At 71.4% G+C, this 14,010-nt stretch carries 10 protein-coding genes; 8 read left to right on the top strand and 2 right to left on the bottom strand.

Annotation, left to right across the window (positions count from 1 at the left end):
• Positions 1–58: 58 nt before the first annotated feature.
• The gene (locus Q0283_RS14820; RefSeq protein ID WP_298045347.1) at positions 59–1,399 is read right to left on the bottom strand and encodes a nicotinate phosphoribosyltransferase; all 1,341 of its coding nucleotides are present in this window, start codon (positions 1,397–1,399) and stop codon (positions 59–61) included.
• Between the two features lie 64 nt (positions 1,400–1,463).
• Between Q0283_RS14820 and clpS the strand changes: the two genes are divergently transcribed.
• From clpS to Q0283_RS14780, 8 genes are all read left to right on the top strand, one after another.
• Positions 1,464–1,820 carry an ATP-dependent Clp protease adapter ClpS gene (gene clpS, locus Q0283_RS14815; RefSeq protein WP_221243338.1) on the top strand — a complete coding sequence of 119 codons (357 nt, stop codon included), beginning with the start codon at positions 1,464–1,466 and terminating at the stop codon, positions 1,818–1,820.
• Positions 1,820–2,542: a DUF2017 family protein gene (locus Q0283_RS14810; RefSeq protein WP_298045345.1), complete on the top strand. Its 723-nt coding sequence runs from the start codon at positions 1,820–1,822 to the stop codon at positions 2,540–2,542. The genes clpS and Q0283_RS14810 overlap by 1 nt, the downstream gene beginning before the upstream one ends.
• A gap of 32 nt (positions 2,543–2,574) precedes the next feature.
• Positions 2,575–3,606, top strand: a complete 1,032-nt coding sequence (gene murI / locus Q0283_RS14805; protein WP_298045344.1) for a glutamate racemase — start codon at positions 2,575–2,577, stop codon at positions 3,604–3,606.
• Positions 3,603–4,418, top strand: coding sequence for an MBL fold metallo-hydrolase (locus Q0283_RS14800; RefSeq protein ID WP_183524667.1), 816 nt, complete (start codon positions 3,603–3,605; stop codon positions 4,416–4,418). Before murI ends, Q0283_RS14800 begins: the two co-directional genes overlap by 4 nt.
• A gap of 22 nt (positions 4,419–4,440) precedes the next feature.
• Positions 4,441–5,250 (top strand): ribonuclease PH, encoded by an 810-nt coding sequence (rph, locus tag Q0283_RS14795; RefSeq protein ID WP_255459406.1) that lies wholly within the window; start codon positions 4,441–4,443, stop codon positions 5,248–5,250.
• Entirely contained in the window at positions 5,247–5,930 is a 684-nt protein-coding gene (rdgB, locus tag Q0283_RS14790) for an RdgB/HAM1 family non-canonical purine NTP pyrophosphatase (protein ID WP_183524670.1), read from the top strand. The genes rph and rdgB overlap by 4 nt, the downstream gene beginning before the upstream one ends.
• Positions 5,930–7,096, top strand: coding sequence for an exonuclease domain-containing protein (locus Q0283_RS14785; RefSeq protein ID WP_183524673.1), 1,167 nt, complete (start codon positions 5,930–5,932; stop codon positions 7,094–7,096). The genes rdgB and Q0283_RS14785 overlap by 1 nt, the downstream gene beginning before the upstream one ends.
• Before the next feature lie 674 nt (positions 7,097–7,770).
• On the top strand, positions 7,771–12,753 hold the full coding sequence (locus Q0283_RS14780; RefSeq protein WP_298045342.1) for a peroxidase family protein: 4,983 nt from the start codon (positions 7,771–7,773) through the stop codon (positions 12,751–12,753).
• Positions 12,754–12,867: 114 nt separating this feature from the next.
• Here Q0283_RS14780 and Q0283_RS14775 read toward each other — a convergent pair whose 3' ends face one another.
• Positions 12,868–13,992 (bottom strand): ADP-ribosylglycohydrolase family protein, encoded by a 1,125-nt coding sequence (locus Q0283_RS14775; RefSeq protein ID WP_183524679.1) that lies wholly within the window; start codon positions 13,990–13,992, stop codon positions 12,868–12,870.
• Positions 13,993–14,010: the final 18 nt, after the last annotated feature.

The raw sequence follows: 14,010 nt of genomic DNA, 5'->3' as shown, positions 1-14,010 counted from the left end.
GTTCTGTGCGTGGGGAGACGGGTGGTGGCGAGGCGCCACCGCGGGTTGGACCGGTGAGTCAGGCCTCGGTGAAGACGGTGGGTATGGCCGGCTCGCCGGGCTGAAGTCTACGCACCGCGGCGGGCAGCTCGGAACGGGAGTCCTGGTGCCGCCGGGCGGCCCGGACCACCGCCTCCGGTCCCGTCCATCCGGGTTGCAGCTCGCCGTCCAGCACCAGCGCGTGCTGCAGCGGGCGGTCGTTGGAGTCCGCGTCCGGCGGCTCGTTGACGCCGACCAGCTCGGCGGTGGCCCGGCCGGGGGCGTCGAGCTGGCGCGCGGCGAACTTGCGGCCGCCCATCGAACCCTTGCCGGAGGAGGCCTTGGCCACGTCCACCCAGGTGCCGTCGTCGTCCTGGCGGCTGACCAGCTTGTAGACCATGGAGGCCGTCGGCGCGCCGGAACCGGTGACCAGCCGGGTGCCCACGCCGTAGGAGTCCACCGGCGCCGACCGCAGGTAGGCGATGGCGTACTCGTCCAGGTCGGAGGTGACCATGATGCCGGTGCTGGTGTTGCCGAGGTCGTCCAGCAGCCTCCGCACCCGGTGGGCCTGCTCGACGAGGTCACCGGAGTCGAGCCGGACATTGCGCAGCGCGGTGCCGGCGACCTCGACGGCCGTCCGCACACCCTGCTCGACGTCATAGGTGTCCACCAGCAGCGTGGTGTCCCGCCCGAGGGCCGTGACCTGCGCCTCGAAGGCCTCGCGCTCCGAGTCGTGCAGCAGCGTGAACGAGTGGGCCGCCGTGCCGACGGTCTTCACCCCGTAGCGCTCGCCGGCCGCCAGGTTCGAGGTCGAGTCGAACCCGGCGATGACGGCGGCGCGGGCGGCCGCGACGGCGGCCTCCTCGTTGATGCGGCGGGCACCCATCTCGATGCACGGACGGTCCGCCGCCACGGAGGTCATCCGCGAGGCGGCCGAGGCCACCGCCGAGTCGTAGTTGAGCACGGAGAGCAGGTAGGTCTCCAGGATGCAGGCCTCGGCGAAGGAGGACTCCACCTGCAGGATGGGGGAGTAGGGGAAGTAGGCCTCGCCCTCGGCGTAGCCGAAGATGTTGCCCGAGAAGTGGAAGTCCGCCAGCCACTGCAGCGTGGCGTCATCCACCACGCGGTGGTCCGCCAGGAAGTCGAGCTCGCCGGCGCCGAACCGGAACGTGGCCAGTCCCTCGAGCAACCGCCCGGTCCCGGCGACGACGCCGTACCGGCGGCCCTCGGCCAGCCGGCGGGAGAACACCTCGAAGACGCTGCGGCGGTGCGCCGCCCCGGACCTCAGGGCGGCCTGCAGCATGGTCAGTTCGTAGTGGTCCGTGAACAGCGAGGTGGGCAGCAGCCAGCCCGTGTCCCGCGTCGAAGTCAGCTCGGTCACGCCAGTCACCCTACAGCCAGTGACCACCCGGTCCGTGGACCGGCGGCCGCGTAGAATGGGCGCCATGGTGTGGTGCAGTCAGGTTCCCGTGCCGCCCGGCGCCTCGCCCGACCAGGTGCCCGGCGGGTCCACCGGCCTGCTCGAACGTCCGGACCCCGCGCGGCTCACCCTGCTGGACCGTCCCTGGCAGGTGATCGTGTGGAACGACCCGGTCAATCTCATGAGCTACGTCTCCTACGTGTTCCGGTCCTACTTCGGGTTCAGCCGGGAGAAGGCCGACCGGCTGATGCTGCAGGTCCACCAGGAGGGCAGGGCGATCGTGGCCTCGGGCCAGCGCGAGGAGGCCGAGCGGCACGTGCAGGCAATGCACGGGTACGGCCTGTGGGCCACCCTTCAGCACGAGACGGGCGAGGGCGCCTGATGGCGCGTGCCTTCAAGTCCACGCCGAAGGGGTTCGTGGCCGACCTCGAGCGTGCCGAACGCCGGTTGCTGCGCACCCTGTTCCAGGACGTCATCCAGCTCCTCGACAGGGACCGGCCCGGGAATCCCGCCGCCGTGATGGCCGACCGGCCCGACACCGAGGGTCCGGACGGGGACGCCTTCTGGGACATCGTGGCCGGCCTCGGACCGCTGCGGGACGGTGGGCTGCCCGGAGTCTCGGACGGTGCCGGGCCCGGAGCCGGAACGGTCCCGACGGCGGCCCCGTACCGTCCCGCTCCCGAGGACCCGGCGCTGGCGCGCCTGCTGCCGGACGGCGTCGTGGGTGACGACCGCGACGACGGCGACGAGGGGGACTCCGGCGCGGCGGACCGGGCGGCGGGGGAGTTCCGCGCCCTCACCGAGGACGCCGTGCGCCGGTCCAAGACCCAGGACCTGCAGCGGGCGGTGGCCGCACTGCAGGCCAACCCCGTCGTGCTGACCGAGCCCGAGGCGGTCTCCTTCAGCCGTGCCCTGAACGACGTGCGCCTGGTGCTCTCGTCCCGGCTGGGCATCGAGACCGAGGAGGACGCCGAGAGGGTCCACGAGGTGGACGACTGGTCCGAGGCCACGGACGTGGAGTCCTACATGGCCCTGCTGTACAACTTCACCACGTGGCTGCTGGAGACGCTCATGGTGGCCCTGTCCACGCGCCTTCCCGACTGACGCGTCGCTCTGCGCCTATCCTCTGAAGGACCATGACCCAGAACTCCCAGACCTTCGTGCGCCCCGGACCGGCCCCCGCGGACGCTGACCCCACGCCGGCCGGCCTGGCACCGATCGGGGTGTTCGACTCCGGGGTGGGCGGACTGACGGTCGCCCGGGCGATCATCGACCAGTTGCCCGGCGAGGAGATCGCCTACGTGGGGGACACGGCCCACGGACCCTACGGCCCGCGCAGCATCGCCCAGGTGCGGGCCTTCGCGCTCGGGATCATGGACGAACTGGTGGACGCGGGCGTCAAGGTCCTGGTCATCGCGTGCAACTCCGCCTCGGCGGCCGTGCTGCGTGACGCCCGGGAGCGGTACACGGCCCGGTACGGGATCCCCGTGGTCGAGGTCATCCAGCCGGCCGTCCGGCGCGCGGTCGCGGCCACGCGCAACGGGCACGTCGGGGTGATCGGCACGGAGGCGACGGTGGGCTCGAGGGCCTACGAGGACACGTTCGCCGCCGCCCCCCAATTGCGGATCACCTCGGTGGCCTGCCCCCGCTTCGTGGAATTCGTGGAGGCGGGGATCACCACCGGTGCCGAGCTGCTGGCCACGGCCGAGGAATACCTGGCGCCGCTGAAGGCCGCCGGCGTGGACACCCTCGTGCTGGGCTGCACACACTACCCCCTGCTGACCGGCGTGATCTCCCTGGTCATGGGTGAGGACGTCACCCTGGTCTCCTCCGCGGAGGAGACGGCGAAGGACGTGTACCGGGCCCTGGTCCGGCACGGCCTGGAACGCCCGGCCGGGGTGGACGAGGCGACGGGGCACCGGTTCATGGCGACGGGTGACCCGCAGCAGTTCGAGCGGCTGGCCCGGCGCTTCCTCGGACCGGAGGTCGGCGGCGTGCAGCACGTGGACCACATCTCGGAGCGCTATCCCACCGGCGTGCTCGCCCGGATCACCCCGGAGATGCTCGCGGCCGCACGCGACGGCCGGCGGCCGGTGACCAGTACAGTGGACGGAAACCTCGCGACCTCGCCGTCGACCACCACGCAGGGAAGGCCAGCAACAGGGTGAAGCTCACGATCATCGGTGCCTCCGGGTCCTTCCCCGGGCCGGGCTCCCCGGCATCGTGCTACCTGGTCACGGCCGAGGGGCGTACCGAGGACGGATCCGCGCCCAAGACCTGGCGCATCCTGATGGACCTGGGCAACGGTGCCCTGGGCACCCTGCAGCGGTACATGAGCCTGGACGACATCGATGCCGTGCTGCTCTCCCACCTGCACCCGGACCACTGCATGGACCTGTGCGGGCTGCACGTGGCGATCCGCTGGAACCCCTACGGCTGGAAGGGCGTCCACGTCCCGGTCTACGGGCCGGCGGACACCGCGGACCGGATGGCCATCGCCTACGGGCTGGACCCGGACCCGGGGATGCACCCCGACTTCGACTTCCGGCACTGGCGGTCCCACGAGCCGGTGACCATCGGCCCGTTCACCGTCACCCCGGTCCCCGTGCGCCACCCCATCGAGGAGGCCTACGCCCTGCGGGTGGAGACCACCGGGCCCGGGCCGGACGGCGAGGACGTGCGCCGGGTGCTGACCTACTCCGGGGACACGGACACCTGCGAGGGCCTCGTGGAGGCCGCGCGGGACGCCGACCTGTTCCTGTGCGAGGCGGCCTTCCAGGAGGGCCGTGACGACGGCATCGACGGCGTGCATCTGACCGGCCGCCGCGCCGGCCAGATGGCCTCCGACGCCGGTGCGCGACGGCTGCTGCTGACCCACCTGCCCGTGTGGACGGATCCGCTGACGGCGTCGGTCGAGGCACGCGAGGCGTTCGACGGCGACCTGGCCGTGGCGGTCTCGGGGGTCACCTATCGGGTCTGAGCCGCTCGGTAGGATGGCGGTCATGACCTCATCGACGTCCGGGAACCCCGGAAGCCCTGTCCTGCCCACGACCAGCCCCGCCCCCGGGACCGGTGGCGCCGCGGCCCGGCAGGACGGCCGGGCCGTCAACGCCCTGCGGCCCATCAGCATTACCCGGGGCTGGTCCCGTCAGGCCGAGGGCTCGGCGTTGATCGAGTTCGGCAACACCCGGGTACTGTGCACCGCGTCCTTCACCGAGGGGGTGCCCCGGTGGCTCAAGGGCGAGGGCACGGGCTGGGTCACCGCCGAGTACGCCATGCTGCCGCGGGCCACGAACACCCGTTCCCAGCGCGAGTCGGTCAAGGGCAGGATCGGGGGCAGGACCCATGAGATCTCCCGGTTGATCGGCCGGTCCCTGCGCGCCATCATCGACCTCAAGGTCCTCGGGGAGAACACCATCGTGCTGGACTGCGACGTGCTGGAGGCCGACGGCGGCACCCGCACGGCCGCCATCACGGGCGCGTACGTGGCCCTCGCGGACGCCATCACGTGGGCCAAGGGCCAGGGCATCATCCCGGCCGCGGCGCAGCCGCTGAAGGACTCCGTGGCGGCCGTGTCCGTCGGGATCATCGACGGCGTGCCCATGCTGGACCTGCCGTACGTCGAGGACGTGCGCGCGGAGACGGACATGAACGTCGTGGTCACCGGGGCCGGGGACTTCGTGGAGGTCCAGGGCACCGCCGAGGGTGCGCCGTTCCGGCGGGCCGAACTCGACGCGCTGCTCGACCTGGCGGTGGAGGGCACGGCCGAGCTGACCCGGATCCAGCGCGAGACCCTCGCCGGTGACCGGTGAGCGGGGTCGAGAGCCCCGGCGCCGGGCCGCGGCTGGTCCTGGCGACCCGCAACCAGGGCAAGCTGCGTGAACTGCGCGAACTCCTGCGCGGGAAGGTCCCCGGCCTGGACGTGGACACCCAGGTCATCGATGCCGAGGCGGCAGGCGCTCCGGACGTGGTCGAGGACGGCGTCACGTTCGAGGAGAATTCCCTGAAGAAGGCCCGTGCCGTGTCGGCCCACACGGGGCTGGTGGCCGTGGCCGACGACTCCGGCCTGGCCGTGGAGGTGCTGGGGGGTGCTCCCGGGATCTTCTCGGCCCGCTGGGCCGGACGGCACGGTGACGACGCGGCGAACCTGCGGCTGCTGCTGGACCAGCTGGCGGACGTGGGGCCCGAACACCGCCAGGCGGCCTTCGTCTGCGCCGCCGCGATGGTGACGCCCACGGGTGAGGAACTCGTCGAGACGGGGTTCCTCACGGGGGCCCTGCTCACGGAACCGCGCGGAGACGGGGGATTCGGCTACGACCCGATCCTGAGGCCGCACGGGCGGTCGGAATCCGTGGCCGAGCTCTCCGCGGCCGAGAAGAACTCGATCAGCCATCGGGGCATGGCCTTCCGCCAGCTGCTGCCCGAGCTCATCCGGGTGCTGGGCGCCGGTTCCACCGCCGCGGGGGCGACCGCGCCGGTCGAGGACCGCTGATGACAGGGGAGGACACCGCACTGGACTTCACCGCCCTCGACTTCGAGACCGCCAACGGCTTCCGCGGCTCCCCGTGCTCGGTCGGGCTGGTCCGCGTCCGGGGCGGGCAACCGGTCGAGCGGGCGTACTGGCTGATGCGGCCGCCGGCGGGTTTCGACCGTTTCGACGCCCGCAACGTGCGCATCCATGGCATCACCGCCGGCCAGGTGGCCTCGGCACCGCGCTTCGGGGACCTGTTCCCCGACCTGGCCGGCTTCATCGGGGAGGACCCCGTGGTGGCCCACAACGCCGGGTTCGACATCGGCGTGATCGAGTCCGCGCTCGAGGTCTCGGGGATGGACATCCCACAGATCGACTACGCCTGCTCGCTCGTGATGGCCCGGCGCACCTACGACCTGCCCTCGTACGCCCTGCCCGTGGCGGCCCGGGAGGCCGGTTACGAGTTGAGGAACCACCACGACGCGCTCGCCGACGCCGAGGCCTGCGCGCGGATCATGATCGACGTGGTGTCCCGCAGGACGAGCACACCGGCGTCCGCGGCGGTGCCGTTCGGCCCCGGGACGGCGGCGACGCTCGACGGGGGCGGGGCACCGGAAGCGACAGGGGTGACGGGGGCGACGGCCGTCCTGGAGCGGGGCCTGGCCCGTGTGCTGGCCGCCGAGGGGATCCACCTGCGCCGGCTCGAGCCGCGGCGCGCCGGGCAGGGCCCGGAGTCCCGGGCGACCCGCCAGGCGCGGGGCCTGGGCCCGGTGTTCGACGCCGAGGCGGCATTGCCCCGTTCCTCCGCCATGCCCGACCTGATGCACTGGCCGGACGAGGGCACCAACGCCGCCCCGGCGCCCGATGCCGACCCCGCCCACCCGTTGTTCGGCCACACGGTGGTCTTCACCGGCAACCTGGGCATGTCCCGGCAGGACGCCAAGAACCGTGCCGCCGAGTGCGGGGCCCAGCCGTCCAGCAGGATCAACGGCCAGACGACGATGCTCGTGGTGGGCGACGGCTTCCGGCCGGCGGACCTGGCCACCGGCGCGCGCGGGGGAGCCCTGGGACACCGCAAGACGCGGGACGCTCTGACCCGCCGGCGCAACGGCCAGCACGTCGAGCTGGTCTCCGAGCCCGAGTTCCTGCAGATGCTGGACGGCAACTGGCCCGAGACGGCCGCTTAGGCGTAGCCGGCCACGAGGACGGCGGTGGTCCGGCCGGGGCGGGCGCTCCCCGTCCCGGGCCGCCCCTCCCGGGCGAACCGGACTGGCCGCGTCACCGCGGCATCTCCCCGGCGGTTCCCGCACGGGATGACCAGGTCGCGTCCCGCCCCAGGGGCCCGGCCGACCGGTCCGCTCCGGCCACGGACAGTGCGCCCGTCAGCGCCGTCGCACCGTCGTCGGGCGCGGCCTCGGCACGCCCGGGCCACGGTGACGGCGCGCGATGCGCGCCGTCGCACCCGCGACCACCCTCCCGGACCCTGCCTCCGGCCACCCCGCGGCGGGCGATCGGCCCGGTCCGTCGACACGGTCTCCAGGGGCGAACAAGCAGTGAGCGAGTACAAACTCGTGGTTCCCGCCACCCGGCGTCGGAGCACTGACCGGTTGACCGCAGCGGCCCAGGGGTGCGGGAAGCGGTGGGCGAGTACCGCTTCGTGTTCCCGGTGGATCCCCATGCTTCTAGATTCGGCGTAGTCGCATCGTCCCAAGTCACCGCCCCCGGTGACCCAGACGTCGCGACACCTCGAGTCCCGCCAGTCCCCGGCGGCCCACGAGGAGCAGCCTCATGGGGGCATCACCGTTTTGTCCGACGGGCCGGGTGCTCTGCCGCGCCGTCATCACCTTGGGAGTGAAAGAACATGAAGAACACTGGGGCCACGTCCGGGCGACCGGGCAAGAAGTTAGGGACCATGGCGGTTGGGGCCGCCTTGCTCGCCACGAGCGTCCTCGTGCCGATGCCGGCGGCGTCCGCCGCACCACCACCCGGCCAGGACTTCAACATCACGCAGGGCGATCTCGAATACATCATCAAGCAGGTCGAGATCGCCGAGGCACATGCCGAGCGGACGCTGAAGGACCCCGACGCCTCGCCGCTCTGCGGCAACGACAAGCGGTTCGACGTCGCGTCCCAGACGTTCTTCAACGCCGCCAACAAGCCGTGCGTGGGCAATCCGCTCCTGCCGCACGGGCTGCGCACGGTCGACGGGCGGTGGAACAACCTCATGACCGGCCAGGACGGATTCGGCACGGCGCAGGAGACCTTCCCCCGTCTCGTACCCGCCCAGTACGCGGACGCCGAGGTCACCCCGCCGTTCGCCCCCGGCAACAACACCAGCGCGCCCGGGGCGGCGACGAGCTACAAGCAGACGGACGGCTTCGTCTACGACTCCGCCCCGCGCACGATCAGCAACCTGATCGTCGACCAGACCACGGCCAATCCGGCCGCCGCCCAGGTGGCGGAGCGCGTCGAGGGAGCCGGGCCGGAGGGTGAGACGAACACCGTCATCCCGGACATCGCCACGGACGAGGGCCTGTCGGCCTCCGCCACGAGCCTGTTCACCATCTTCGGCCAGTTCTTCGACCACGGACTGGACCTGGTGTCCAAGGGCGGCAACGGCACCGTCGTCGTTCCGCTCAAGGAGGACGATCCGCTGTACACCCCGGGCGGGCGCACCAACTTCCTGACCCTGACCCGCGCCACGATCGACACCGGCAAGGACGGCAGTGCCCGCGAGCACGTCAACCGCACCACCCCGTTCGTGGACCTGAACCAGACCTACGGCTCGCACGCCTCCCACCACGCGTTCATGCGCGAGTACGAGGTGATCGACGGCAAGCCGGTTCCGACGGGACGGATGCTCGATGGCGCCGACGGCGGCCTCCCCACCTGGAAGGACGTCAAGGACCAGGCGCGCACGGTCCTCGGCATCGAGCTCGACGACTTCGACGTCCTGGACGTGCCGCTGCTGGCGACGGACCCGTACGGTCACCTGCTCCTCAGCGCCGACGGGAACGCCCAGCTCGCCACCCAGGACGGGCTCGTCCAGGGCAACCGGACCGCCCCGGTCGCCACCAACGGCCTCACGGCCAACGCCTCGTTCCTGGACGACATCGCCCACGGTGCCACGCCGAAGCCCGACACCACCGGCACCGACGGCGTGGTCATCCCCGGGTACGACAACGATGCGCTGGACGCCCACTACGTCGCGGGCGACGGGCGCGTCAACGAGAACATCGGCCTGACCGCCGTGCACCACGTGTTCCACTCCGAGCACAACCGCCTCCAGGCGCAGATCGAGGCGGAACTCGTCGACATGCCGGCCGAGTTGCGGGCCCGCTTCGCCGCGGACGGATTCTGGGACGAGGGCGAACGGTCGTTCCAGGCCGCGCGCTTCCTGGCGGAGATGCAGTACCAGCACCTCGTCTTCGAGGAGTTCGCCCGTCGGATCCAGCCCGAGATCGATCCGGTGGTGCTGAACGAGAACTCCTACCAGCCGGACGTGAACTCCTCGATCCGCGCCGAGTTCGCCCACTCCGTGTACCGGTTCGGGCACTCCATGCTGCGGGAGAACATTCCCGTCCAGCAGGCTGACGGAACCATGAAGGACATCAAGCTGCTGGATGCCTTCCTGAAGCCGACCCTGTTCGCTGAGTCCGGCGCGAACGCCGACGACGCCGCGGGCAACATCCTCAAGGGCCTCGCGAACCAGACCGCCAACGGGGTGGACGAGTTCGTCACCGACACGCTCCGCAACCAGCTCCTCGGACTGCCGCTGGACCTGGCGACCATCAACATGGCGCGGGCGAGGGAGACCGGCACGCCGGGACTGCAGGCGGCGCGCAAGGCGTTCTTCGCCGAGACCCGCGATCCGCAGCTGAAGCCCTACACGAGCTGGGAGGACTTCCGGCTCTCGATGAAGAACCCGGAGTCCATCGTCAACTTCATCGCCGCCTACGGCAACCACCCCAGCGTCACCGGGGCCGAGACCCTGGCAGCCAAGCGGGCCGCCGGCGTCGAGCTGTCCAAGGACAAGGCGTTCATGGAGGCCCCCGCGGCCGAGACCGGGCTGGACGGGATCGACCTGTGGATGGGTGGCCTCGCCGAGAAGCCGTACGTCTTCGGCGGCATGCTCGGCGCCACGTTCAACCATGTCTTCGAGAAGCAGCTCGAGGACCTGCAGAACGGCGACCGGTTCTACTACCTGTCGCGCAACCTGGGCAACTCGCTGTTCCACGCGCTGGAGGCGAACTCGCTGTCCCAGATCGTGCAGCGCAACACCACAGCGGACCGCGTACCGCACGACGTGTTCGCGGCACCGCAGCTCACGTTCAACCTCGACGACAGCGTCACGCGGCAGGCCGAGCTCAACGCGGCGGGCCTCACGGGCGCACAGGACTCGGGCTGGCGCTTCAGCGGCGAGGACCACATCGTGGTGCAGGACACCGACCAGGACAGCACCATCCGCACGGGCCTCGGTGACGACTCCGTGTGGGGCAAGGGCGGCAACGACACCATCGAGGGTGACGACGGCGCCGACGCGCTCATGGGTGGCAACGGCGACGACGTGATCACCGACATCTTCGGCGACGACCGCCTGCAGGGCGAGGGCGGCAATGACGCCCTCAACGGCGGGCCGGGCCTCGGGGACCTGTTGTTCGGCGGCTCCGGCCAGGACTTCATCGTCGGCGGGCACGACGCCTCGACCACCTTCGGCGGCCTCGGCAACGACTTCATCCTCGGCGGTACCGGACGTGACAACGCCCGCGGCGACGAGGGCGACGACTGGATCGACGGCGGCACCAACGCCGACCTCCTCGTCGGCGACCTGAGCAACACCGCGCAGAATGACGCCGGCCTGTACCACGGCGGCCACGACGTCCTGGTGGGCCGCACCGGCAACAACGACCACGACGCCGAAGCCGGCGACGACGTCATGATCGGCGGTCCGGGCACCGACCGCTTCGCGGGCATGCTCGGGTTCGACTGGGTCACGTACGACAAGACGAACCACCTCATCCGGGCCGACCTGGACCCCGTCCAGATCGTGCCCGGCGTCGAGAGCGCCATCGTCGACCGGTACGACGAGGTCGAGGCCTTCTCCGGGTTCGACGGCGACGACATCGTCCGCGGCGTCCAGAACCGGGACGCGTTCGACAACCCCGAGGAGGACAAGATCGGGTACGGCCACCGGTTGACCCAGGCGCAGCTGGACCGCGTCGAGGGTCTGCGCGAGCTGCTCGGCGGCGGCGAGAAGCCGGTCTACGCGTTGCCGTTCCTCGACGGAGAGCCGTTCGAGGCCGAGGACATGAACAACAACGTGATCCTCGGCGGCGGGGGCAGCGACCTGATCGAACCCCGCGCGGGCGAGAACTTCATCGACGGCGACGCCTGGCTCGACACGAACATCGTCTACGGCGAGGAACGCTCGGACAAGCTCGAGCCGTTCGTCGAGCGCATCTTCGACCGGACCATCAACCCGAAGGACCTGAAGATCGAACGTCGGATCCAGACGGCCTCCGGCGGAGCGGACACCGTGGTCTACTCGGTGGACCGTGCGGACGCGACGTTGACGACCCTGCCCGACGGCATGGTCCGGGTCGAGACGGAGGGACGCGACCCGGCGGTGGACGTGCTGCGCAACGTCGAGCAGCTGCAGTTCAACGACGCCGTCGTGGACATCACCAACGGTGTCGACGGGGATCCCGAGCCGGGCATCCCGCTGTCGGTGTCGCTGTCGCCCACGACCGTCCCGGTGGTCGACGGCCAGCTCACGGCCACGGTCGAGGGTCCGGTGACCGCGGGCAGCGAGATGTCCTTTGAACTCCAGGTGATCCGGCTCGCCCCGGACGGCACCGAGTCCGCGACGACGACCCAGTCGAACACCACGGGCAGGTTCACCATCACGGAGGCCGAGGCCGGGTTCCCGGTCCAGGTCGTCGCCACGGTGACCACGGCCGACGGCGCGCCCTCGCAGTACGTCTCCGAACGGACGGCGGGCACGCTCAGCACCCTCAAGGAGACCGTGACGGCCCCCTCGCCGGGCCACGACCCCGCCAAGAAGACCGTGACCATCCCGGACGTCACCGGGGTCACGTACTCCATCGACGGGACCCGCAAGGCGGCCGGCACGTACCCGGCCACCACGCTGGTGACGGTCAAGGCAGAGGCGGCCTCGGAGAACTACATCGTCGAGGCCCGCACGTGGACGTTCGACCTCCGGAGCGCGGTGACGCCGACCAAGCCGGTGTTCAGCGCCGCGGGCAACACGGTGAGGATCCCAGCGAAGACGGGTGTGGACTACTACGTCAACGGGGCGAGGAAGGCCACCGGGACCCACAAGTACGGGGGCACCGGAACCGTCACCGCCAAGGCGTCCAGCGACAGCTACACGCTGTCGGGCACCACGTCCTGGACGTTCGACAACCGGAACGCGGTGACGCCGACCAAGCCGGTGTTCAGCGCGACGGCCAACACGGTGAAGATCCCCTCGAAGGCGGGCGTCATCTACTACGTCAACGGGGTGAAGAAGCCGGCCGGTACGCTCAGGTACTCCGGCGCCGGGACCGTCACCGCCAAGGCCTCCAGCGGCATGTACAGGCTGTCGGGCACCACGTCCTGGAGGTTCGACAACCGACAGGCGGTGACGCCGACCAAGCCGGTGTTCAGCGCCGCGGCGAACACGGTGAAGATCCCCTCGAAGGCGGGCGTCGTCTACTACGTCAACGGGGTGAAGAAGCCGGCCGGCACCCACCGCTACACCGGGGCCGTCACCGTGACCACGAAGGCGTCCACCACCGGCTACAAGCTGGCGGGAACGCAGACGTGGAGTGCCCGGCTCTGAGGACAGTCCGCTAGGCCCACCACGAAGGGAAGGGGCAGCCAACTCCGGTTGGCTGCCCCTTCGCCGCGTGGGCGTACCGGGGGTGGCCCGGTCGCTGCCCGGTGCGGGGTCCGGTCAGCTCGTGGCGGCGGTCCAGCGCTCGGCGGCCTCAAGGACGAGGTCGCGTTCACCGATCCACCGCGGGACCTCGGCACCGGGGAAGACGGCCGTGCCGTAGCGGGCCCCGAGCAGCTGGCCGGCCAAGGAGGCCGTGGAGTCCGAGTCACCGTCGTGGTTGATCGCCAGGTGCAGCGCCGAGCGGAAGTGGGTGGACGGCTCCGTCCCGGCTCCGGGTCCGGCGGACGTCACCAGGACGGCGTAGACGGCCATCGCCAGTGCCTCCTCGGCCACCCAGCCCTCGCCCAGCTCGGCGGGCAGGACCGTGGGCAGCGTGCCCGCCCCCTGCGCGTCCTGCGCCATCGCCACCGCCGTGCCGAGCGCGTCCGCGGTCCCGCCGTCGTCGGGAACGGTCTGGAGCCAGTCCAGGGCATCGGCGACCGCGGCACCGAACCCCTGGCCCGCCATCAGCCGCGAGACCATCAGCCCGAAGGCGGCGGCCGATGTCCAGGCGGCCGGGTGGCCGTGCGTGAGGACGGCGCCCTGGCGCGCGAGGGAGACCACCAACTCGTCCTCCAGCCCGGGCACCATGCCGTACGGCGCGGACCGCATGACCGTGCCGCAGCCCTTCGAACCGGGGTTGTGGGGTTTCTCGGGCAGGCCCATGTCCGGCTGGGACAGACCGGACAGGCAGGCGTTGCCGGGGGCCCGCCGCACGCGCAGTTCCGGATGCCCGTCCAGCCACCGCGCCGGTGGCTCCGGCACCCCCGCCGGCAGCGTTCCCTCCTGGGTCCGGAGCCAGCGCAGGCAGGACAGCCAGACGCAGGCCGCCGGATCGGCCATCGACCCCTCATTGGCCCACTCGATCCACTCCAGGAGCCCGTCCAGCACGAACAGCGTCATCTGGGTGTCGTCACTGACCGGCAGGGTGCCTCCGTCGCGCACCTCGGGGACCTGCAGCCGGTGTGCCAGCCCGGCGTCGCCGAACCGGGCACGGATCTCGTCCAGGGACGAGAACTCGACCGTGTACCCCAGGGCGTCGCCGGCGGCCCCGCCGGCGAGCACGCCCAGGACGCGGGAGGCATAGGACGGGGCAGGCTGAGGCTCACCGGGCGCACCGGCCGGTGACGGAGTCGGGGTCATGGGAACCATCGTAGGGAT

This window comes from uncultured Citricoccus sp., from assembly GCF_937871995.1.
Lineage (GTDB): Bacteria > Actinomycetota > Actinomycetes > Actinomycetales > Micrococcaceae > Citricoccus.
This window is presented reverse-complemented; position numbering and strand designations above follow the sequence as displayed.